This window comes from Jannaschia halovivens (assembly GCF_046452375.1).
Taxonomy (GTDB): Bacteria; Pseudomonadota; Alphaproteobacteria; order Rhodobacterales; family Rhodobacteraceae; genus Jannaschia; species Jannaschia halovivens.
In genome coordinates, this window is the sequence record NZ_JBKFDJ010000002.1 from 804,427 (window position 1) to 824,835 (window position 20,409).

Sequence of the window (20,409 nt, forward strand, 5' to 3'; positions counted from 1 at the left end):
ATCCGCGGCTTAATCATTCGGAAATTCGTGTCGGCTAGGCGTGGGGAAGATTCCCAGCGCGAGACCGCCCGATGCCCGTTCCGATTTGCCCCCTTCCCGATGCCGGGCGCATCGCCGTCACCGGTCGGTCGGGCCGTGTCGCCCGGCTGGTCCGCCGGGTCTGGGGCGACAGCGTGCGATGGCACGGACGGGCCGACGGGGCACTTGCCCCGCGCCTCGCGGGATGCGCCGCGCTGGTCTGCCTCGCCGGGGTCACCAGCGGGTCGGCCGATACGCTCCGCGGCAACGTCACCTCGGCGCTGGACGCGCTCGACGCCGCCTCCGAGGCCGGGCTGAGCCGCGTCGTGCTGATGTCGTCAGCGGCGATCTACGGGCGCGTCGACTCCCCCGCCGGCGAGGCACGCCCGCCCCGTCCGATCGCCCCCTACGGCGCGTCGAAGGTCGATATGGAGCGCGCGGTGCGGCAGTGGCGCCGGGCCCGTCCCGATGGGCCGGATGTGGTGATCCTGCGCGTCGGCAACATTGCAGGCGCGGATGCGCTTCTGGGAAACCTGCGCGACGACACCCATCCCGCACTCAGCACCTTCAGCGACGGCACGACGCCGCGCCGCTCCTATATCGGACCGCTCACGCTGGCGCGGGTCCTCGCCCGGATCGCCCTCCATCCGGGCCCACTCCCCGAGATCATGAACGTGGCCGCGCCCGGCACGGTCGCGATGGCCGACCTTCTGGCCGAGGCGGGCCGCGGCTGGCGACCGGTGCCCGCCAACCCCGACGCGATCCCGTCCGTCGATCTCGATGTCGGTGCGCTGTCGCGTGTCCACCGCGTGCCGCAGGGCAGCGTCGCGACCCTCGTCTCCGAATGGCAGGCCTGCGCGGGGCGTGCCGCATGATTCTTCCCCGGCGCGCCCTCGATTTCGGCCTCGCGCTGGTTCTCGCCGTGATGCTCGCGCTTCCGATGCTCCTCATCGCGGCCCTGATCTGGCGTCAGAACGACGGGCCGGTCTTCTATCGGTCCGAGCGGATGCGTGGCCCTGCGACCGCGTTCACGCTCTGGAAATTCCGCACCATGCGACCCGATTCCCACGACACGGGCGTGACCGGCGGGCACAAGTCCGACCGCATCACGCCGCTCGGCCGCCTGCTCCGGCGCACGCGGCTCGACGAGTTGCCCCAGCTTTGGAACGTGCTTCGCGGCGACATCGCGTTCGTTGGGCCGCGCCCGCCGCTTCGCCGCTATGTCGAGATGTATCCCGATCTATATGCCCGCGTTCTCGCCGACCCACCGGGAATCACCGGTTTGGCGAGCCTCGTCTACGCCGCTCAGGAAGAGCGTGACCTCGCCCGCTGCCGGACCGCCGCCGAGGTCGAGCATGTCTATGTCACCCGTTCCATCCCGCGAAAGGCGGCGCTCGATCTGCTCTACCGGCGGCACCGGCATCTCGGCACGGATCTGCATTTGATGCTCTGGACGGCGATGCGGCTTCTGCCCGGCCGCATCCGACCCCGCCACAGGGGACGCTATGCGCGGTCTGTCGGCCGATCCTTCGGGCGGATCGCGGCATCGGTCTCGCCGGTCTCGGTCGTCGCAAGCGCCCGTTCGATGGCGCGCAGCCGCTCGAGCACGTCATCGCGATAGGCATCGGTCGCGGCGTTCGATTCCTCGGCATGGGCGTCCTGCATGGAGTTCACGATCAGGCCGACCAGCAGGTTCACCACGGCGAAGGTCGTCATCATGATGAACGGCACGAAGAAGGCCCAGGCGTGGGGATAGACCTCCATGACCGGCCGGACGATGCCCATCGACCAGCTTTCCAGCGTCATGATCTGGAACAGGCTGTAACCCGACGCGCCCAGATGCCCGAACCATTCCAGAAGCTGCGCATCCCGTTCGGGCGTGCAGCCTTCGATCCCGAGACCGAGGCAGCCACCCCCGAACAGCTTCGTGGCCATCACCGCGCCGATATAGAAGATGATCCCCATCAGGAGGAACACCGACGCCATTCCGGGCAGCGCCGTGACGAACCCTTCGACGACGCGGCGCAGACGCGGAAAGACCGACACGATCCGCAGCACGCGCAGGATGCGGAGGGCGCGCAGCACGCTGAACGGCCCGGCATCGGGCACCAGTGCCACGCCGACGATCACGAAATCGAAGAGGTTCCAGCCCTGCCGCCAGAAGGCCCGGCCCTGCGCGATCATCTTGGCCCCGAGCTCGACCACGAAGAACGCAAGACACGCCGTGTCGATCGCGACGAGCACGGGCCCGAACGCCTCCATGACCGGAGGCACCGTCTCCAGCCCGAGGGTCACGGCGTTCAGGAGGATAACCCCGATCACGAGGTTGCGGGCGACGGGGTGGTCCAGAAGGGCAGCAAGGCGGGCGCGCATGTTCATCTCTCGAAACTCGTGACCAGCTCGATATGGGGTGACCAGCGGAACTGGTCCACCACGGTGATCGGTCCCATGCGAAACCCCGCCTTCGCGAGCGTGGCCGCGTCGCGGGCGAAGGTGCCGGGATCGCAACTGACGGCCGCGACGCGCCGCAGGCCCGACGCGGCGATCTGCGCCATCTGTGCGGCCGCCCCCGCGCGCGGCGGGTCGATCACCACGGCGTCGAAGCCTTCGAGTTCGTCGGGGCGCAGCGGCTCGCGAAAAAGATCGCGGACCGCGCCGGTGACGGGTCGCAGGCCCGGCGTCGCACGCGCCGCCGCCAGAAGCGCCGCGATCGCCGGGCGGTCCCCCTCGACGGCATGAACCGCGGACGTCTCGGCCAGCGGGAAAGCGAAGGTGCCGCATCCGGCGAAGAGGTCCACCACGCGCTGCGCCCCGCGGAGGATATCCGCCATGCGCGCAGTCAGGGCGGCTTCGCCCGCCGCCGTCGCCTGAAGGAACGCGCCCGGCGGCGGCGTGACGCAGGCGCGTCCAAGCGCCACCCATGGTGCATCTTGCTGGAGCGCGGGTTCGCCGTTCCAGGTGATCCGTACGAACCCTCGCCCCTGTTCGGCCAGCGCCGCCAGCAGGTCGTGATCGAGGTCGCGGGCGCCGGTTACCGACAGGTCGACGCCGGCGGCCGTGTCGGTGATCTGGAACGCGACCTCGACCCCGCGGGGTGCCGCGATCCGGGCCAGGGCCTCGAGCTGCGGCAGACGCTCCAACAGGGCGGGGGTCAGGACGCGGCAATCGGGAATGGCCACGATCTCGGCCGAGCCGCGCATATGGAAGCCGACCTCGGCACCCTTGCGGGTCTTGCGTGCCGAAAGCGTCGCGCGACGGCGACTGCGGGGGGGCGAGGTCTCGACCGATGCGATCTCGGCCTCGAGGCCGGCGCGGGCCAGCGCAGCGCGGACCAGATCCGCCTTCCACGTGGCGACGAACGCGTCGGAGGCGTGCTGCACCGCGCATCCGCCGCAGCGCCTGGCATGGGGACAGGGCGCCGATACGCGGTCGGGCGACGGCGTCACGATCCGGGGGGCGGGCAGGCGGTCGCCTTCGACATCCCCGGTCACCACTTCGCCCGGCAGGCTGCGCGCGACGTAGATCGGGCCGTCCTCGCCGGTCGCGATGCCGTCGCCATGGTGGCCGAGCCAGGTGATGGTGAGCGTCATGGCCGCGCCATACCGAAGGTCCGCCGTCCCGGCCAGCCCGTCAGGCCGCGACATCCTCGACGCCGATGAACCCGCCCGACTGCCGTCTCCAGTACGTCGCATAGGTGCCGTCGGCGGCCAGAAGTTCGCCATGGGTGCCCATCTCGACGATGCGGCCCGCCTCCATGACGACGATGCGGTCCATCCGGGCGATCGTCGACAGGCGGTGCGCGATCGCGATGACGGTCTTGTCGCGCATCACCTCGTCGAGCGCCTGCTGGATCGCGGCCTCGACCTCGCTGTCGAGCGCGCTGGTCGCCTCGTCGAGGATGAGGACCGGCGCGTCCTTGAGGATGGCGCGGGCCAGTGCGATGCGCTGCCGCTGTCCCCCCGAGAGCTTGACGCCGCGCTCGCCGAGGAAGGCGTCGTAGCCGGTGTTGCCCCTGTGGTCGCGCAGCCCGGTGATGAACAAATGCGCCTCGGCCCGTCGGGCGGCGTCCTCGACCTCGGCATCGGTGGCGTCGGGACGCCCGTAGAGGATGTTGTCGCGGGCCGAGCGATTGAACATCGCCGTCTCCTGCGTGACCATCCCGATCTGGTGGCGCAGGCTGTCCTGCGTGACATCGCGGAGGTCATGGCCGTCCAGCGTGATCGCCCCCTCCTCGGGATCGTAGAGCCGCAGGAGAAGTGCCACGAGCGTCGACTTGCCCGCCCCCGACGCGCCGACGACACCCAGCTTCTCGCCCGGTTGCAAGGCCAGCGTCAGGTCGCGGATGCCGCCATCCGCGCGCCCGTAGCTAAAGGTCACGTCGCGCACCGCGATGGCGCCGCTCACCCGGTCCAAGACCCGCGCATCCGGTTTGTCGGTCAGGGTCCAGCGCGGGGTAAGCGTGTTCATGCCATCCTCGACCTCGCCGATATTGGCGTACATCGCCATCAGCGTGAACGACACCCAGCCGGACATCTGGCTGAGCCGGATGGCGATGGCGCCCGCTGTCGCTATTTCCCCCGGAGTGGCCTGGCCCGCGCGCCAGAGGAGGATCGCGCCGCCGATCAGGACCACGGGCAACACCCCCGCGAGCGCCATCAGCGTGAAGCGGAAGCCGGTGGACATGCGGCCGAACTCGATCGCCCGGTCGCGCAAGGTCGACATCGCGTCGAGCGCGGCGCGATCCTCGTGATCGGCATGACCGAAGAGCTTGACCGTCTTGATATTGGTGATCGTGTCGACCACCTGCCCGGTCACCATGGCGCGCGCCCCGGCCCGCGCCTTCGACCGCTTGCGGATGCGGGGCATGAAGTAGCGGAACATGACGACGTAGCCGCCGAGCCAGAGCGTCAACGCGAGCGCGATGCGCCAGTCGATCGTGATGAGGAGGAGCGCCGAGCCGACCACCGAGGCGAGCGTGAAGGCGACGACGTTGATGACCTCGGACGTCACCTCGGTCACGGCGCGCGCGGTCTGCATCTGCTTGGTGGCGATGCGGCCCGCGAAGTCGTTGTCGAAGAAGGTCACGGCCTGGCCCAAGGACCAGCGATGCAGGCGCGACTGAACGAGCGGATAGACCGAGGGCGAGACGGCGAGGCCGTTCATGGCCGCCGATGCGCCGAAGATCACCGGCCGCAGCATCAGGTAGAACGCGACGAAGCCCGCGAGGAGGAGCGCGTTTCGCACGAAATAGCCCTCCGGCCCGGTTACGGCGCTGTCGATCACGGCGCCGAGGAGGAACGCGGTCACGATCTCGGTCACGCCGGCCAGCGCCGAGATGGCGAAGGCCACGCCCACAACGCCCCATGCCCCCGCGAGGCACCAGCGGAAGAACGGCCAGAGCTCGGTCGGCGGCGGCCCGTCGGCCCGCGCGAAGGGCGCGATCAGGTTGCCCAGCCGGGTGAGCATCGCGTCGATCATTGCGCCGCCGTCGTCGCGTCGGCGGCGCGGGTGTCGATGAAGCCACCCGACTGCCGCGCCCAGAACGCCGCATAGAGCCCGTCGCGCGCCAGAAGGGCGTCATGGGTGCCTTCCTCGATGATGCGACCATCGTCGACGACGAGGATGCGGTCCATCGCCGCGATGGTCGACAGGCGGTGGGCGATGGCGATGACGGTCTTGCCCTCCATCATGCCGTAGAGCGTGTCCTGGATCGCGGCTTCGACCTCGCTGTCGAGCGCGCTGGTCGCCTCGTCCAGCACGAGGATCGGCGCGTCCTTGAGGATGACGCGGGCCAGCGCGATGCGTTGCCGCTGCCCGCCCGAAAGCTTCACGCCCCGCTCGCCGACCTGCGCGTCGTAGCCGCCGCGACCCTCGGGGTCTTCGAGGTCACGGATGAAGTCATGTGCCTGGGCCTTGGCCGCTGCGGCCTCGATCTCGGCCATGGTGGCATCGGCGCGCCCGTAGCGGATGTTGTCGGCCACCGAGCGATGCAGGAGCGACGAATCCTGCTGCACCATGCCAATTGCGTGGCGCAGGCTTTCCTGCGTGACGGCAGTGATGTCCTGTCCGTCGATCGCGATGCACCCGCGTTCGGGGTCGTAGAACCGCAAGAGCAGCTTCACGAGCGTCGACTTCCCCGCGCCGGACCGCCCGATGACGCCGACCTTCTCGCCCGGCGCGACATCCACGGTCAGGTCGGTGATCCCGCCCTTCGCGCCGCCGTAGTGATGCGTCACGCCATCGAAGGCGATGGCGCCATCGGCGACGGTCAGCGGGACCGCGCCGGCCGCGTCGGTCAGGCGGATCGGTTGGGCTATGGTCTCCATCCCCTCCTCGACCACGCCAAGCGAGCGAAAGAACGAGGTCAGCGCCCACATGATCCACCCGGTCATGGCGTTGAGCCGCAGGACGAGCGCCGTCGCCGCCGCGACGACACCGACGCTGGCCGTGCCCTGCACCCAGAGCATCACGCCCCAGCCGACGACGCCCACGATCAGGAGGCCGTTCAGCATCACGAGCGCCACGTCCATCACGGTGAAGATCCGCATCTCGGCCGCGAAGGTCCGGCGGGTCGTCTCGATCGCGTCGCGCGCATAGTCCAGCTCGCGCCCCTCGTGCGCGAAGAGCTTGACCGAATGGATGTTGGTATAGGCATCGACCACGCGGCCCGTGGTCATCGAACGCGCGTCGCTCGACGCCTTCGACGCGGGCCCGACTCGCGCCACCGTCCACCGCACGAGGACGGCATAGAGCGCCGCCCAGATCGCCAGCGGGATCAGCAGCCGTGGATCGGCCCCCCAAAGGAGGAAGGCCGCGCCGACGAGATAGGCCAGCGCGAAGGTGATGGCGTCGAACACCTGGAACACCGCTTCTCCCGCTGCGGGCGGGGCCTGCATGATCCGGTTGGCGATCCGTCCGGCGAAATCGTTCTCGAACCAGCCGACCGACTGGCGCAACACGTGCTTGTGCGCCCGCCAGCGCATCAGCGTGCCGTAATTGGGCAGGATCGCGTTGTTGAGAAGCAGAACGTCGATCATCTGAAGCGCGGGCCGGACGGCCAGGATGAAGAGCGCGACGAGCGCCAGCTCCCACCCGTGATCGGTAAGGAACTGGGCGGGCTGCGTGCCCGACAGGAGATCGACCAGCCGCCCCATGTAGGAGATTAGCCAGATCTCGACCGCGGCCACGATCACCGAGAAGAGCGCCGTGACCACGAAAACGCGCGCGAAGGGGCGCGAATAGACGGCGAGGAACGGCCAGAGCCGGGACGGCGGCGTGTCTTCGTCGTCGTGCTCCACATAGGGATCGACCAGATTTTCGAAGTAGCGGAACATGGGCGGGGCCTTCGGGCTGCCCGCACCATATAGGCGTTCAGGCCGCGAAGACCATCAATCCCGACGCGGCCAGCGCCGCCGCCATCACGCTCGTGAAGATGCGCCAGGCCAGCGGTGTCGTCAGCAGATAGGCCAGAAGCGTGCCGCCAAAGGTCCAGAACAGGCAGACGAACAGGTTGATGCCGCTGAACGCGCTGCCGATCCGGAGCGCCTCGAGATGGGCGGGCAGGTCGCTGGCATAGCCCGACGCGGCCGCCAGCGCGACGATCCAGATCTTCGGGTTCACCCATTGAAAGAGCACGGCCTCGACGAAGGTGAAGGGCCGGTCGCGGCCATCCGCCGCCGCACCCTGCGCGCGCAGGAGTTTCCACGCCATCCAGAGGATCCACGCCACCGCCAGCACCTGCAGGGTCAGCTTGAGGGCCGGTAGCGCCAGGAGCACCGCGCCTACGCCCAACGCCGTCAGTGCTGAGGTCACGCCCACGCCGAACGCGACACCCAGTACGTGCGGCAGCGTCGGACCGAAGCCGAACCGCGCACCCGACGCGGTCAGCAGGATGACGTTGGGGCCGGGCGTGAAGAGCCCGAAGAACACGAAGAGATAGAGCGGGTCGATCATCGGCCGGGCGTGCCCCGCGCGAGCCTCCGCGGTCAAGCGCCGACTGCGCGAAGCGCTATTCTTCGAGGAGCCGCGCCTTCAGCGCCCCGCGGTCGAGACGTCCCTCGCTGGCCCGCCAGAGCGTGCGTGCGCGGGCCAACGCCGCGCCGAGATCCGGTCCCGACAGGTCCGGCATCAGGTCCTTTGCGGCCAATGGGAACCGCGCGGCCGCCCCCCGCGCCGCCGCTTCGAGGTTGCGCGTATCCAGCGGTGCGCCCATCAGGGCCGCCCTCACCCGAAGCGCATCGGCTGCCCGCGCGCCCAAAGCATCGCCCAGCGCGAAGGGCACCGTGCCGTCGCGCGCGGCGGTCGCGATCTCGTCCAGCTGCCGCGCCTCCAGCTTCGAGAGGCGCAAGCCCGACGCGTCGCCACCGAGCGCCGCCAGTCGCGCGATCCAGTCCGACGCGCCGTGATGCACCGCCGGGCCGAGCGCCGTCGCGTCGGCCCCCGGCAGAACCCGCGCGAGGATGCCAGCCTGCGCCATCGCCGCGACGGCAAGGGCCGGATCGGGCGCGGCCAGCAGGCGACGCATCTCGTGCCCGATCCGTTCTGCGCTAAGCCGCTCCAGACCCTCGGCATGCGCAGCGCAGGCGGCCAGACCCTCGGCATCGAGACCGAGCGCGGGGTCGCCGTACCAGGCGGTGAAGCGGAAGAAGCGCAGAATGCGGAGATAGTCTTCGGTGATCCGGTCGGCGGGCGTTCCGATGAAGCGGACATGCCGCGCCCGAAGGTCCGACAGCCCGCCCAGCGGGTCGATCACGTGACCCGCGGCGTCCGCATAGAGCGCGTTCATCGTGAAATCGCGCCGCGCCGCGTCCTCGGCGACATCGTCCGAGAAGGCGACGGTCGCGTGGCGACCATGGGTCTCGACGTCGCGCCGGAAGGTCGTGATCTCGTGCGGGATACCATCCGCGACGACGGTGACGGTGCCGTGTGCCATGCCCGTCGGAACCGGCTTCAACCCTGCACCTTCGGCAAGCTCCACCACCCGTTTGGGGTGCGCGTCGGTTGCGATGTCGATATCCGACACCGGCGCACCCAGAAGCGCGTTGCGCACGCAGCCGCCAACCGCCAACGCGCGGAAGCCCGCATCGTCCAGCATCGCCATGACCGCCTGCGTGGTCGCGGCCGTCAGCCAGTCATCCTCGATCTTCACCCATCCGCTCCGCCAGTCCGCGCAGGATCCGGGCGGTCGCCCCCCAGATGTAATAGGGACCATAGGGCACGGCGTAGTAGCGGCGCCACTCCCCGCGCCAACGGCGCTTTTCGACCACGTAGCGGTCGGGATCAAGCACATGCGCCAAAGGCACGTCGAAGATCTCGGCCACCTCGCCCGGCTCGGGCACCGGATCGAATGGCGCGACATGGGCAAGAACGGGCGTCACGGTAAACCCCGTCACCGTCTCGTGGCAGGGCAGGCGCGCGAGAATGCGCGCGGCGCCCTCGGGCAGGCCGACTTCCTCGTGCGCCTCGCGCAGGGCCGCGCTCTCGGGGGTCTCGCCCGTCTCCAGCTTGCCGCCCGGAAACGCGATCTGCCCCGGATGGTGGCGCAGCCGCGAGGACCGCTTGGTCAGCAGGACACGCAGGCCCGACGGTCCCTCCGACAGGCCGATCAGCACGGCCGCATCCCGCAGGACACGCCCGCCCGGCAAGATTACATCCGGGTTCAGATCGAAATCCGAGGATCCCGCGGGTCGCGGCGGCGCCGGTCGGGCCAGCGCCGCCGCGATCTCATCGAGCGTCATCGGCATCTTCGGTCGCGGTCGCCTCGAAGCCCAGCGTCTCGGGCCGGAACTCGTAATGCGCGCCGCAGAACTGGCAATCGGCCGTGACGATACCCTCGTCGGTCGTCATGTGACCGATGTCGCGTGCCGAATAGATCGACAGCGACTGGCGCACCTTGTCGGCCGAGCAGGAACACCCGAAGCGAACCGGCTGCGGGTCGAAGACGCGCGGCCCCTCGTCGTGGAACAGCCGCACCAGAAGGTCGGTCGGCGCGACGGTCGGCCCGATCAGCTCCAGTTCCTCGGTCGTGTCGAGGAGGATGTTGACGCGGTTCCAGTTTTCGCCCGCATCGGCGTCGAGCACGTCGGACGCGGCCATCAGCCCGCCTTCGCCCGTGCCGCCCTCGCCGGTGACCGACATGCCCGCCTTGGGCATGTGCTGCAGCATCACGCCGCCGGCGCGCCACTGCTCGGGTCCGCCCGCCAGCGTCGAGCGGCCATGGGCCAGAGCGAACCGCGTCGGAATCTGCTCGGATTGCGCAAAATAGGTCTCGGCACAGGACGCGAGGCTGCCCCCGGCGATCGGTGTGATCCCCTGATAGGGCGCCATGTCGGGCCCCTGGTCGATCAATATCGCAAAATACCCCTTGCCGATCAGCTCGAACGGCGTCGCCCCGGCCAGCGTCATCTCGGCCTGCCGCTCCTGGTCATAGCTGGCATAGGCGCGGATGCGCGCAGGCGCGCCATCCTCGGTCGGGCCGTAGTAATCCGTGGCGATCAGGCGCGCGGGTCCGTCGCCGCGGACTTGCAGCGACAGCTTCCAGCGCAGCTTGATCGTCTGGCCGATCAGCGCGGTCAGCGTCGCCATCTCGGCCACGAGCGATTCGATGGCGGGCGGATAGTCGTGCTGTTCGAGCACGCGCTCGAGTACGCCGTCGAGACGGGCGATGCGGCCGCGAATGTCGCTGGCATCGAGCTGGAACGGCAGCACGGTATCGTCCCAGAGAAGGGTCGTGGCGTCGGTCATGTCGGAATCCTTCCGTTCGCGGCCCCGAATGCCATGGCAGGCGGCGGGGCGGCAATGGTCGCGCCCTAGATAGGAAACCTTGCCACGGACGCAAGTCGGGCGCGGCAGGGGCGCCCGTTCGGTGTCCGACTTGCGGCGATTGGCGCGGCCCCCGCGGCGGGCTAGAGGGACGCATGATCCCGATCTTCGGCCCACCGCCCCGCCTCGGCATCCGGTATCGCCGCAGGCCCGGCGCCTACGCGATCCTGCTCGATGCGGGGCGCATCCTGCTGACCGAACAGGCAACCGATGACGGCCCCGACCTTCAATTGCCCGGCGGCGGCATCGATCCGGGCGAGGCCCCGCTGCCCGCGCTCGCCCGCGAGGTGCTGGAGGAGACGGGCCACACCTGCCGCGTCCTGCGCCGCGTTGGCGTCTTTCGACAGTTCAATTGGATGCCGGAATACCGAATCCACGCCGAGAAGGTCTGTGCGGTCTATCTCTGCCAACCGGGCCTGCGGCCCGGGCCGCCCACGGAAGCGGGGCACCGCGCGGTATGGATGACGCCGGACACGGCCGTGGCGCGGCTGCCTGCCCCCGGAAGCGCCGCGATCCTGCGTCGCGTCCTGTCCGGGGCAGGCTAGGCCGCGAGACCGGTCCCCGCCCCCGCCGCCGCCCCGTCGAAGCGCAGGAGAAGCATGGAAATATCGTCGTCGAACGCCACGCCGCCGGCATGGGCGTTGAGCCCGTCGGTTACCCGTTCGACCCCGTCCTCGGTCGGCCCCGACACCTCCGCCAGGATCCCCATCAGCCCCTCTTCGTCGAGCATCCGGCCGTCGGCATCGACGCATTCCGTCAGTCCGTCCGAATAGGCGAGAAACGAATCTCCCGGCGCCAGCCGCGCCTCGATGCGTTCGAAGGTCGCGCCGGGGATCAGGCCGACCGGAGGCCCGCCGGTGCCGACGCGCTCGACGCGACCGTCGGCCCGGCGGATAAGCGGGTGGGGATGCCCGGCCTGGCACAGACGCACCCGCCCGGTGCGAAGGTCGACATAGGCGAGGACGGCGGTGAAATAGATGTCCGATGTCAGTTCCTGCAGCATGAACTCGTTGAGTGTGTCCATTACCACCTCGGGCGAGGCGGGAGGACCGTTGGGATCGGGAAAGGCGATGTTACGCCAGCGCGAGCGCCACGAGAACAGCCCCGCCAGCCGTCCGGTCAGAAGGGCCGATGCGATCCCGTGCCCCGAGACGTCGATCGAGATCAGCCCGATACGTGTCGCGTCGATCGCGAAATGCCCCACGAGGTCGCCGCCGATCTGGCCGGAGGTCACGAGCCTGAGGCTGAGCTCGGCGCCGTCGACCGTGTGGTGGCGCGGCGCAAGGAACGCGCGCTGCAACTTGCGCGCCTCGGCCAGGTCGCGCTGAATCCCGTCATGCAGCGCCTGCAGGTCGTCGAGCGCCGACCGCACCTCCCGGTTGCGGACAAGCAGTTCCTCCTGCATCCGCAGGATGCGCCGACCGGTCGTGATGCGCGCGCGAAGCTCGGCGATGTCGACGGGGCGGGTGACGAAATCGTCGGCCCCGGCCTCCAGTCCGCGGGCCTTCATGCCGCGGTTGGTTTCAGATGTCATCAGAATGAAATAGGCATAGCGATCGCGCGCCAGTTCGCGCACCGCGCGGCAGAGATCTGGCCCGTCCATGCCCGGCATCTGCCAGTCGCTGAGGATCATGCGGATCTCCGCCGCCTCGTCCGACATCAGGATGTGGAGTGCGCAGCCCGCATCCGGCGCCGTCACCACGTCGAGGTCCAGCCCCGCGAGGATGCGCGACAGGAGCGCACGCTGCGACGCGCTGTCATCCACCACCAGCACGCGGATCCGCGCATGCGCAGTGGTCGGTTCGAGATCGGCGATCTGTCGCATGGCGTCCGTTCGAGCAATCCCGACCGGCCTAGCGGGCGGACGTTAAGGCGGGGTGAACGTTCGAATGCAGCGCGTTTTGACGACCGCTGTTAAGGGCCGGTAAAGGTCGTGCACCTTAAGTATCGAAGATGATCGACACCGACCGAATATCCGAACTTGAGGCCGAGATCGGCGCGGACGACCTGACATTCATCGTCGCCCTGTTCCTCGGCGAGGCGGAGGATGCGATTGCCGAGATCGCGGGGGGCCTGGCCGATGATGCCCATGCGCGCGCGACGCATTTCCTGCGCAGCGGGGCGCTGAATATCGGTCTGACCGGGTTCGCTGAAGCCGCAGATGCGGCGGCCGCGGTCGCGGCCCCCTTGCGGGCGGCGACGGCGGGGCCGCTGGCCACCGCGCTCGACGAGACCCGCGCGGCCCTGGGGCACCCGGCCATCGCCGCCTGATGCCTCAGATGACCAGTTCGCCCAGCATCGGGTCCTCGCTCAGGTCGCGCCAGACGAAGCCGATCGCCTCCATCTCGCCCTCCAGCCGCTCGAAGGCGGCGGGGGTGTCGGTCTCGATCCCGATCAGGACCGTGCCGAAATTCCGCGCCGACTTCTTGAGATATTCGAACCGCGCGATGTCGTCCCGCGGCCCGAGGATGTCGAGGAAGTCGCGCAGCGCGCCGGGACGCTGCGGCATCCGCAAGACGTAGTATTTCTTGGTCCCGGCGAAGCGCATCGCGCGCTCCTTGACGTCAGGAAGACGCTCGAAGTCGAAATTGCCCCCGGTCGTGACGCAGACGACCCGCCGCCCCTCGATCTCGGGTCCGAGGTCGCGCAGCGCATCCACCGAAAGCGCGCCCGCCGGTTCCAGAACGATACCTTCGGTGTTCAGAAGCTCCTGGATCGTGATGCAGAGACGGTTTTCGGGCACGCGCAGCACATGCCGCTCGGGGACCTGGCTCAGATGCGCGAAGGTGCGGTCGCCGATCCGCGCCACCGCCGCGCCATCGACGAAGTTGTCGAGCCGGTCCAGCGTCACGGGGTGCCCGGCCGCCAGCGCCGCCGTCAGGCTTGCGCCGCCGCGCGGCTCCACCAGCCGCATCTCGGGCACGGTCTCCAGCCCGCGCCCGACCGCGCGCAGATAGGAGAGCATCCCCGCCGTCAGGCCGCCGCCGCCCACAGGGGACACGATCAGGTCGGGCAAAACGTCCATCTGTTCAATCATTTCGACGGCGACCGCGGCCTGTCCCTCGATCACGTCGTCGTCGTCGAAAGGCGACAGGAAATGCGCGCCATCCTCGGCGCAGAACGCCTTGGCCGCCGCCAATGTGTCATCGAAGAAATCCCCGACGAGCCGGATCTCGACCCGGTCGCCCCCGAAAAGGCGGGTCTTGTCGATCTTCTGGCCCGGCGTCGTGACCGGCATGAAGATCACGCCGTCGACGCCCAGATGGCGGCACATCCACGCGACACCCTGCGCGTGGTTTCCCGCACTGGCGCAGGCGACGCGCACGCCGCCCAGCTTGCGCATCGCGTTGAACGCGCCGCGAAGCTTGTAGGATCGGACGGGAGTCAGATCCTCGCGCTTGAGCCAGATATCGGCGCCGAACCGGTCCGAGAGATAGTCGTTGCGCTGACAGGGCGTCGGCGGGAAAACGTCGCGCATTGCCGCCGTCGCGGCCCGCGCGCGTTCGGCGAAATCAGTCAACGGGCCGGCCCTCGACCACGACGCCATAGAGCGCGGTCAGCGTCCCCACCCCGAACATCAGCCCGATCCATTGTACGACGAGCTGGTAGATGACCGAGATCAGCCCCCCGCCGCCGTCGATCACGGCCGGCAGTTGCAGCAGGAACGAGAAGGCGACCGTGACGAGGGCGAGGACGACCGCGGTGCCCGAATGGCCCGCCGTCGCGCGCATCGCCTCGCCGAAGGTCATGCGCTTGCCCACGGCCCCGGCCGGCAGCACGACGCCCAACCGGTAGAACGACAGCATCGCCACAAAGAGCGCGACCGCGCTGATCGGTGCGCCGACGCTCGTCCCGAAGATGGGCAGCAGGAGCACTGACAGCATCGTCGCGATGGCTGCGACGATCGCGACCGTCGCGATACCCACGAGCAGCGAGCGGCCCAGATAGCCGAGCATCAGCCCGCCATGGATCGGCGGCACCCAGCCGCGCCCGTCCTCGCCCAGCAGGACGAAGCGGTGCCACGCCACCGCGACCCAGAGATAGGCAAGGACGACGAAGCCGAATTCGATCAGCTTCGCGGTCGCGAAATCGCCCGGCAAGGGATCGCTTGGATCGAAGGTGACCTGTCCGACGAATTCCGGCCAGCCGGTGGCGACCCAGATCGACGCGATCGCGGCCAGGCCGTAGGGCAGCGCCGTCAGCCGCAGCGCGGTGCCCAGATTGTCGAGGATGAGGTTCACCGCCCGCAGGAACAGCTTCCAGCCCAGCATCGCGTCCACTCCGTCAGATCACCGTCGCGTCACCGCTACGCGCGGCCCTCGCCTGCGTCAACGCGGCTGCGGATCGACCGCCCGGCACCGCGCGCTAGGTCCCGCCTTGGGCCATCGGCCTGCCAACCCACGGAGAACCTGCAATGAAACTGCTTCGGACATCGCTCGCGACCCTCGCCCTGACCGGCACCGCCGCCCTCGCCGACGGCCACGCCGCCGCGCCGTTTTCGGTCACGACGCTGGAATACGGCCAGAGCTATCTTGCCACGACCCTGATCGGGACGCGGGTGCACGCCACCGACGGCGAGATCGACCCGACCGCCGCGCTGCCCGCCGGAACCGTCGCCGACTGGGACGATATCGGCGAGATCGGTGATCTGATCATCGGCGTCGACGGCTCTCTGCAGGCGGTCGTGATCGACGTCGGCGGCTTCCTCGGGCTGGGCGAGCGCGAGGTGGCGCTGGACTGGTCCGCGCTGCGCGGCGTGCGCGAGGACGACGATCCGGGCGAGTACTTCCTTGGCGTGACCATGTCCGAAGGGATGCTGGAAGACGCGCCCGAACTGGTCCGAACACCGGCCGAGTGACGCCCCGGCGGGGGCGCATCCGTCCCCGCCTTTCCCTTGAAGCTTCTGCGCAAGGGGCATACCCGAAAGCCAAAGGCATTCGGAGACACCCATGGACGCGCCCAAGAAAGTCGTGCTCGCCTATTCCGGCGGGCTGGACACCTCGATCATCCTCAAGTGGCTCCAGACCGAATACGGCTGCGAGGTCGTCACCTTCACCGCCGATCTGGGCCAGGGGGAGGAGCTGGAGCCGGCGCGCGCCAAGGCCGAGATGATGGGCGCAACCTCGATCCATATCGAGGACCTGCGCGAGGAATTCACCCGCGATTTCGTCTTCCCGATGTTCCGCGCCAACGCCCTTTACGAAGGGCTCTACCTGCTCGGCACGTCCATCGCCCGGCCGCTCATCTCCAAGCGCCTGGTCGAGATCGCCGCTGCCGAGGGGGCCGATGCGGTCGCACACGGCGCGACGGGCAAGGGCAACGACCAGGTCCGCTTCGAACTGGCGGCCTATGCGCTCAACCCCGACATCAAGGTCATCGCGCCTTGGCGGCTCTGGGACCTGTCGAGCCGCACCAAGCTCATCGATTTCGCCGAGAAGCACCAGATTCCCATCGCAAAGGACAAGCGCGGCGAGGCGCCGTTCAGCGTGGACGCGAACCTTCTGCACACCTCGTCCGAGGGCAAGGTGCTGGAGGATCCGGCGGAGGAGGCGCCCGACTACGTCCTCCAGCGCACGACCCGTCCCGAGGACGCGCCGGACGAGGCGCAGATGGTCGAGATCGGCTTCGAGCGCGGCGATCCCGTGTCGATCGACGGCGTGGCGATGTCCCCGGCCGCGATCCTGACGAAGCTCAACGAACTGGGCGGCGCGCATGGCATCGGCATTCTCGACCTCGTCGAGAACCGTTTCGTCGGGATGAAATCCCGCGGCATCTACGAGACGCCCGGCGGCACGATCCTCCTCGAGGCGCATCGCGGGATCGAACAGATCACGCTCGATGCGGGCGCGGGGCACCTGAAGGACAGCATCATGCCGCGCTATGCCGAGCTGATCTATAACGGCTTCTGGTTCTCGCCCGAGCGCGAGATGCTGCAGGCCCTGATCGACAAGAGCCAGGAGCATGTGACCGGCACCGTCCGCCTCAAGCTCTACAAGGGCTCGGCGCGCACCGTCGCCCGCTGGTCGGACCATTCGCTTTATTCTGAAGCACATGTCACCTTCGAGGAGGACGCGGGCGCCTACGATCAGCGCGACGCCAAGGGGTTCATCCACCTCAACGCGCTGCGGCTGAAGCTCGTGGCGAACCGCAACAAGCGGGTCGGCGGCCGCTGAACGTGCGGGGCCAATTCCTCCCGAGGAATTGGATCGAATTCTTCCAGGAATTCGGCACGCGGTGGTGAGCGTCGCGCGCCTCGCCCTGACGACGGCGATATGCGCTTTGGGCGTCGTGGTCTTTGCCTGGGCCGGCCTCCCGCTTCCGTTTTTGTTGGGCCCGCTCTTCGCCTGCCTCTTCGCCGCCCTGGCCGGGATGCGTCTCGTCTCCTGGGCGCCGCTGACCGACACGATGCGCACCGTTCTGGGGGTCGCGGTCGGTGCCTCGCTGTCGCCCGCGCTGATCGGCCAGCTTCCCGCCATGGCGCTCAGCCTGATGCTCGCGCCGCTCTTTCTGCTGGCGGCGGGGCTTGCGGGCTATCCCTATCTTCATCGCATCTGCCGCTTCGACCGGGCGACCGCCTTCTATGCGGCCATGCCCGGCGGGCTGCAGGACATGCTGCTGTTCGGCGAGGAGGCGGGCGGCGACCCCCGCGCGCTCTCGCTTCTGCACGCGACCCGCGTCCTCCTGATCGTGACCATCGTGCCCGCGATCCTCGTCATCGCCTACGACATCGACCTGACGACGGCGCCCGGCGCCCCGCTCTCGACGGTGGCACCGACCCAGCTTGCGCTGATGGCCGCCGCGGGGCTGGTCGGCTGGCGCGTGGCCAAGCGGATCGGGCTTTTCGGGGCGTCGATCCTCGGTCCGATGATCCTCGCGGGGGCGCTGGCCCTCGCGGGCATCATCGAACAGCGACCGCCCGCCGAGGCGATCCAGGCCGCGCAATTCTTCATCGGCATGGTCGTTGGGGTGAAATATTCGGGCATCACGCTGGCCGAGGTGCGCCGTTTCCTCGTGGCGGGGCTCGGGCATGCGCTGATCCTCGCGGCCATCGCCGCCGCCTTCGCCGAGGTCGTCTACCTCCTCGGCCTTGCCCCGCCGCTCGAGGCGATCCTCGCCTTTTCGCCCGGCGGCCAGGCCGAGATGGCGGTGATGGCGATCGTCGCGGGCGCCGACGTGGCCTATGTCATCCTGCACCACCTGATGCGGATCGTGCTCGTCATCACCTGCGCACCGCTCGTGTTCCGCTGGCTGGACCGCGACGCCCCCTGACGCGCGCGTGATGAAACGTGTTTGGCCAACGCGCGTTTGTCGCGGCAAGGAGATCTCATGACACGCATCGCCCCGGCCTTCGCCCTCGCCCTCGCCTGCCTGACCCCCACCCTCGCGCCCGCCGCGACAGCCACCTTCGCGGGCGGCTGTTTCTGGTGCGTCGAATCCGATTTCGAGCGCGTCCCTGGCGTAGGCGACGTCATTTCGGGCTTTACCGGCGGCTCGACGGCCAGCCCGGTCTATCGCCGCTCGGGCGACCATATCGAGGCGGTCGAGATCCCCTACGACCCCGCCACGGTCGATTACGCGACGCTCGTCTCGCTCTTCCTGCGCTCGATCGACCCGCTGGATGCGGGCGGGCAGTTCTGCGATCGCGGCCTCGAATACACGTCGGCCATCTTCCCCGCGACACCCGAGGAGGACGCCATCGCCCGCGCAGCCCTCGCCGAAGCCGAGGCCGAACTGGGCCAGCCGGTGGCCACCAAGATCATTCCCGCCGGGACCTTCTACCCGGTCGATGACTATCATCAGGACTACTACAAGTCCGACGACCGCCTCGGGATCACGTCGGTCGGCGTCGCCGTCACCAAGGCCACCGCGTACAAGCGCTACCGCGACCGCTGCGGCCGCGATCAGAGGGTCCGCGCCCTCTGGGGCGACGACGCGCCGTTCCTGCCCTAGCGCCGCCGCCCGCCGCGCCGCGCGCCGGGTGTCTTGGAATGAAAGCCGGGCGGGCGGGCGCGGACCCACTGGACGAACGCGGCCAACCGTGGGTGCCGCCGCAGCGCCTCGGGGGTATTCCAGAGCCGCGCCAACTCCGCCTCGGACGCGCTGGCATGGATCTCGTTGTGACAGATCTGGTGCACCAGCACGACCACCCCGCCCTTGCCGCCGCGCAGCTTCGGGACGAGGTGATGCAGGCTCTGGCGCGCCTCGGCCGGGATCACGCGGCCGCAGAGCGCGCAGAGCGGCAGCCCCGTCTGGGGATCGATCTCATTGCCTTCGGGAACGCGCTGCGCCATGGCCCCGAGGATGGAGCGCGGCGCATATCCGGCAAGCATCTCGATCATCGGCGCGGGGCCCGCAGGCCTCGCCGCCGCCGAGGTCGCAGCCCGCGCGGGTGCGCGCGTCACGATCCACGACCACATGCCAAGCCCGGCCCGCAAGCTTCTCATGGCGGGCAAATCCGGCCTGAACATCACCCATGACGGCCCGCCCGACACGTTCGGCACCGACGAGCTGGCCCCGATGCTCGCGGCCTTCGGGCCGGCCGAGATCCGCGACTGGATGGACGGGCTGGGGCAGCCCTCCTTCATCGGCTCGACGGGCCGCGTCTTCCCGACGGCCATGAAAGCCTCGCCGCTTCTGCGCGCCTGGCTCGCCCGCCTCGCAGATCTGGGCGTGACGCTCGAGACGCGCGCCCGTTGGACCGGATGGGCGGGCGACGCGCTTCGGATCGGGGATCGCCTCATCACGCCGGACGCCACGATCCTCGCCTTGGGCGGTGCATCGTGGCGGCGCCTCGGGTCTGACAGGGCCTGGGCTGACCTGCCGGGGCTGGACGGGATCGTGGCCCCCTTCGCGCCGTCCAATGTCGGGTTCCGCGTGGCCTGGAGCGCGCACATGACCCGGCATTTCGGGAAACCCGTCAAGAACGCGGCCCTGATCGTGGACGGCACCGCGCATCGCGGCGAGGTCACGCTCTCGACCGAAGGGCTCGAGGGCGGCGGGCTCTATCCGCTGACGCCGCGCCTGCGGGACGGCGCGCCGCTCGCCCTCGATCTCAAGCCCGACCTGACGGTCGCCGATCTGCGCGACCGGCTGGCCCGGACGCCGAAAGCCAGCCTGCCGAACCGGCTTCGCAAGCTGGGGCTCGACCCGGTGCAGATCGCGCTGGTGCAGGAATGGGGCCGTCCGGTGCCCGCGGATCTCGCGCCCCTGCTGAAGGCGCTGCCGGTGCCTCTGATCGGTCCGCGCGACATGGACCAGGCGATCTCAACCGCCGGGGGGCTGCGCTGGGACGCGCTGGACGCCGACCTGATGATGACCTCGAGGCCCGGCACCTTCGCCTGCGGCGAGATGCTGGATTGGGAGGCCCCGACCGGCGGCCACCTTCTGACCGCCTGCCTCGCGACGGGGCGATGGGCCGGGGCCGCGGCGGCCCGCTACGTCATGCGCGTCTGACCCCTTCGATGTTCCGCAAATATGCCGGGGTCCGGGGCGGAGCCCCGGCGGGGGGGGCCCCCCCGGGGGGGCCCCCCCCCCCCGGCCCGGGCCCCCCCCCCCCCCGGGCGCCCCCCC

21 protein-coding genes are annotated in these 20,409 nt (G+C 69.5%); 9 read left to right on the forward strand and 12 right to left on the reverse strand.

What is annotated here, in order from left to right:
- Window positions 1-71: 71 nt before the first annotated feature.
- The gene (locus ACK8OR_RS17525; protein WP_410190668.1) at window positions 72-893 is read left to right on the forward strand and encodes an NAD-dependent epimerase/dehydratase family protein; all 822 of its coding nucleotides are present in this window, start codon (window positions 72-74) and stop codon (window positions 891-893) included.
- Complete coding sequence (locus ACK8OR_RS17530) at window positions 890-1,639, forward strand: sugar transferase (protein ID WP_410190669.1); 750 nt, start codon at window positions 890-892, stop codon at window positions 1,637-1,639. Before ACK8OR_RS17525 ends, ACK8OR_RS17530 begins: the two co-directional genes overlap by 4 nt.
- Here ACK8OR_RS17530 and ACK8OR_RS17535 read toward each other — a convergent pair.
- From ACK8OR_RS17535 to hslO, 8 genes are read right to left on the reverse strand one after another with little or no spacing between them, the layout of a single operon-like run.
- Complete coding sequence (locus ACK8OR_RS17535; protein ID WP_410190670.1) at window positions 1,522-2,397, reverse strand: ion transporter; 876 nt, start codon at window positions 2,395-2,397, stop codon at window positions 1,522-1,524. The genes ACK8OR_RS17530 and ACK8OR_RS17535 overlap by 118 nt on opposite strands.
- Window positions 2,394-3,608, reverse strand: a complete 1,215-nt coding sequence (locus ACK8OR_RS17540; RefSeq protein WP_410190671.1) for a class I SAM-dependent RNA methyltransferase — start codon at window positions 3,606-3,608, stop codon at window positions 2,394-2,396. The genes ACK8OR_RS17535 and ACK8OR_RS17540 overlap by 4 nt, the downstream gene beginning before the upstream one ends.
- A 40-nt stretch (window positions 3,609-3,648) precedes the next feature.
- On the reverse strand, window positions 3,649-5,496 hold the full coding sequence (locus ACK8OR_RS17545; RefSeq protein WP_410190672.1) for an ABC transporter ATP-binding protein: 1,848 nt from the start codon (window positions 5,494-5,496) through the stop codon (window positions 3,649-3,651).
- Window positions 5,493-7,352: an ABC transporter ATP-binding protein gene (locus ACK8OR_RS17550; RefSeq protein WP_410190673.1), complete on the reverse strand. Its 1,860-nt coding sequence runs from the start codon at window positions 7,350-7,352 to the stop codon at window positions 5,493-5,495. The genes ACK8OR_RS17545 and ACK8OR_RS17550 overlap by 4 nt, the downstream gene beginning before the upstream one ends.
- Before the next feature lie 37 nt (window positions 7,353-7,389).
- On the reverse strand, window positions 7,390-7,971 hold the full coding sequence (locus ACK8OR_RS17555) for a LysE family translocator (RefSeq protein WP_410190674.1): 582 nt from the start codon (window positions 7,969-7,971) through the stop codon (window positions 7,390-7,392).
- Window positions 7,972-8,026: 55 nt separating this feature from the next.
- Window positions 8,027-9,166 (reverse strand): CCA tRNA nucleotidyltransferase, encoded by a 1,140-nt coding sequence (locus tag ACK8OR_RS17560; RefSeq protein ID WP_410190675.1) that lies wholly within the window; start codon window positions 9,164-9,166, stop codon window positions 8,027-8,029.
- Window positions 9,150-9,755, reverse strand: coding sequence for an NUDIX hydrolase (locus ACK8OR_RS17565; protein ID WP_410190676.1), 606 nt, complete (start codon window positions 9,753-9,755; stop codon window positions 9,150-9,152). The genes ACK8OR_RS17560 and ACK8OR_RS17565 overlap by 17 nt, the downstream gene beginning before the upstream one ends.
- Entirely contained in the window at window positions 9,742-10,761 is a 1,020-nt protein-coding gene (gene hslO / locus ACK8OR_RS17570) for an Hsp33 family molecular chaperone HslO (protein WP_410190677.1), read from the reverse strand. The genes ACK8OR_RS17565 and hslO overlap by 14 nt, the downstream gene beginning before the upstream one ends.
- A gap of 173 nt (window positions 10,762-10,934) precedes the next feature.
- On the opposite strand from hslO, the gene ACK8OR_RS17575 reads away from it, so the two are divergent.
- Window positions 10,935-11,384, forward strand: a complete 450-nt coding sequence (locus ACK8OR_RS17575; RefSeq protein ID WP_410190678.1) for an NUDIX domain-containing protein — start codon at window positions 10,935-10,937, stop codon at window positions 11,382-11,384.
- On the opposite strand, the gene ACK8OR_RS17580 is transcribed toward ACK8OR_RS17575, so the two are convergent.
- A complete protein-coding gene (locus ACK8OR_RS17580) occupies window positions 11,381-12,664 on the reverse strand; it encodes a PP2C family protein-serine/threonine phosphatase (protein WP_410190679.1) in 1,284 nt (427 codons plus the stop codon). The two genes, ACK8OR_RS17575 and ACK8OR_RS17580, sit on opposite strands and share 4 nt — an antisense overlap.
- 128 nt (window positions 12,665-12,792) lie before the next feature.
- Between ACK8OR_RS17580 and ACK8OR_RS17585 the strand changes: the two genes are divergently transcribed.
- Window positions 12,793-13,110: a hypothetical protein gene (locus tag ACK8OR_RS17585; RefSeq protein WP_410190680.1), complete on the forward strand. Its 318-nt coding sequence runs from the start codon at window positions 12,793-12,795 to the stop codon at window positions 13,108-13,110.
- A 4-nt stretch (window positions 13,111-13,114) separates the two neighbouring features.
- Here the strand turns inward: ACK8OR_RS17585 and ilvA are convergent, their stop codons facing one another.
- Window positions 13,115-14,359 (reverse strand): threonine ammonia-lyase IlvA, encoded by a 1,245-nt coding sequence (gene ilvA / locus ACK8OR_RS17590; protein ID WP_410190681.1) that lies wholly within the window; start codon window positions 14,357-14,359, stop codon window positions 13,115-13,117.
- On the reverse strand, window positions 14,352-15,110 hold the full coding sequence (locus ACK8OR_RS17595; protein ID WP_410190682.1) for a hypothetical protein: 759 nt from the start codon (window positions 15,108-15,110) through the stop codon (window positions 14,352-14,354). The genes ilvA and ACK8OR_RS17595 overlap by 8 nt, the downstream gene beginning before the upstream one ends.
- A gap of 143 nt (window positions 15,111-15,253) precedes the next feature.
- Here ACK8OR_RS17595 and ACK8OR_RS17600 point away from each other — a divergent pair, with 143 nt between their 5' ends.
- From ACK8OR_RS17600 to msrA, 4 genes are all read left to right on the forward strand, one after another.
- On the forward strand, window positions 15,254-15,697 hold the full coding sequence (locus ACK8OR_RS17600; protein WP_410190683.1) for a PRC-barrel domain-containing protein: 444 nt from the start codon (window positions 15,254-15,256) through the stop codon (window positions 15,695-15,697).
- Between the two features lie 91 nt (window positions 15,698-15,788).
- Window positions 15,789-17,012, forward strand: a complete 1,224-nt coding sequence (locus ACK8OR_RS17605) for an argininosuccinate synthase (protein WP_410190684.1) — start codon at window positions 15,789-15,791, stop codon at window positions 17,010-17,012.
- A 64-nt stretch (window positions 17,013-17,076) separates the two neighbouring features.
- A complete protein-coding gene (locus ACK8OR_RS17610) occupies window positions 17,077-18,108 on the forward strand; it encodes an AbrB family transcriptional regulator (RefSeq protein ID WP_410190685.1) in 1,032 nt (343 codons plus the stop codon).
- 57 nt (window positions 18,109-18,165) lie between these two features.
- Window positions 18,166-18,789 carry a peptide-methionine (S)-S-oxide reductase MsrA gene (gene msrA / locus ACK8OR_RS17615; RefSeq protein WP_410190686.1) on the forward strand — a complete coding sequence of 208 codons (624 nt, stop codon included), beginning with the start codon at window positions 18,166-18,168 and terminating at the stop codon, window positions 18,787-18,789.
- Here the strand turns inward: msrA and ACK8OR_RS17620 are convergent.
- Window positions 18,786-19,130, reverse strand: coding sequence for an HNH endonuclease (locus tag ACK8OR_RS17620; RefSeq protein WP_410190707.1), 345 nt, complete (start codon window positions 19,128-19,130; stop codon window positions 18,786-18,788). The genes msrA and ACK8OR_RS17620 overlap by 4 nt on opposite strands.
- Before the next feature lie 10 nt (window positions 19,131-19,140).
- Here ACK8OR_RS17620 and ACK8OR_RS17625 point away from each other — a divergent pair, with 10 nt between their 5' ends.
- Window positions 19,141-20,292, forward strand: coding sequence for a TIGR03862 family flavoprotein (locus ACK8OR_RS17625; protein WP_410190687.1), 1,152 nt, complete (start codon window positions 19,141-19,143; stop codon window positions 20,290-20,292).
- Window positions 20,293-20,409 lie beyond the last annotated feature (117 nt).

Coding starts and splice junctions, on each gene's coding strand:
- ACK8OR_RS17595 (WP_410190682.1), bottom strand. CDS start 15,110: ATGCTGGGCTGGAAGCTGTTCCTGCGGGCGGTGAACCTCATCCTCGAC.
- ACK8OR_RS17580 (WP_410190679.1), bottom strand. CDS start 12,664: ATGCGACAGATCGCCGATCTCGAACCGACCACTGCGCATGCGCGGATC.
- ACK8OR_RS17600 (WP_410190683.1), top strand. CDS start 15,254: ATGAAACTGCTTCGGACATCGCTCGCGACCCTCGCCCTGACCGGCACC.
- ACK8OR_RS17530 (WP_410190669.1), top strand. CDS start 890: ATGATTCTTCCCCGGCGCGCCCTCGATTTCGGCCTCGCGCTGGTTCTC.
- ACK8OR_RS17555 (WP_410190674.1), bottom strand. CDS start 7,971: ATGATCGACCCGCTCTATCTCTTCGTGTTCTTCGGGCTCTTCACGCCC.
- msrA (WP_410190686.1), top strand. CDS start 18,166: ATGACACGCATCGCCCCGGCCTTCGCCCTCGCCCTCGCCTGCCTGACC.
- hslO (WP_410190677.1), bottom strand. CDS start 10,761: ATGACCGACGCCACGACCCTTCTCTGGGACGATACCGTGCTGCCGTTC.
- ACK8OR_RS17525 (WP_410190668.1), top strand. CDS start 72: ATGCCCGTTCCGATTTGCCCCCTTCCCGATGCCGGGCGCATCGCCGTC.
- ACK8OR_RS17585 (WP_410190680.1), top strand. CDS start 12,793: ATGATCGACACCGACCGAATATCCGAACTTGAGGCCGAGATCGGCGCG.
- ACK8OR_RS17575 (WP_410190678.1), top strand. CDS start 10,935: ATGATCCCGATCTTCGGCCCACCGCCCCGCCTCGGCATCCGGTATCGC.
- ACK8OR_RS17545 (WP_410190672.1), bottom strand. CDS start 5,496: ATGATCGACGCGATGCTCACCCGGCTGGGCAACCTGATCGCGCCCTTC.
- ACK8OR_RS17625 (WP_410190687.1), top strand. CDS start 19,141: ATGGAGCGCGGCGCATATCCGGCAAGCATCTCGATCATCGGCGCGGGG.
- ACK8OR_RS17535 (WP_410190670.1), bottom strand. CDS start 2,397: ATGAACATGCGCGCCCGCCTTGCTGCCCTTCTGGACCACCCCGTCGCC.
- ACK8OR_RS17605 (WP_410190684.1), top strand. CDS start 15,789: ATGGACGCGCCCAAGAAAGTCGTGCTCGCCTATTCCGGCGGGCTGGAC.
- ACK8OR_RS17620 (WP_410190707.1), bottom strand. CDS start 19,130: ATGGCGCAGCGCGTTCCCGAAGGCAATGAGATCGATCCCCAGACGGGG.
- ACK8OR_RS17565 (WP_410190676.1), bottom strand. CDS start 9,755: ATGACGCTCGATGAGATCGCGGCGGCGCTGGCCCGACCGGCGCCGCCG.
- ACK8OR_RS17540 (WP_410190671.1), bottom strand. CDS start 3,608: ATGACGCTCACCATCACCTGGCTCGGCCACCATGGCGACGGCATCGCG.
- ACK8OR_RS17550 (WP_410190673.1), bottom strand. CDS start 7,352: ATGTTCCGCTACTTCGAAAATCTGGTCGATCCCTATGTGGAGCACGAC.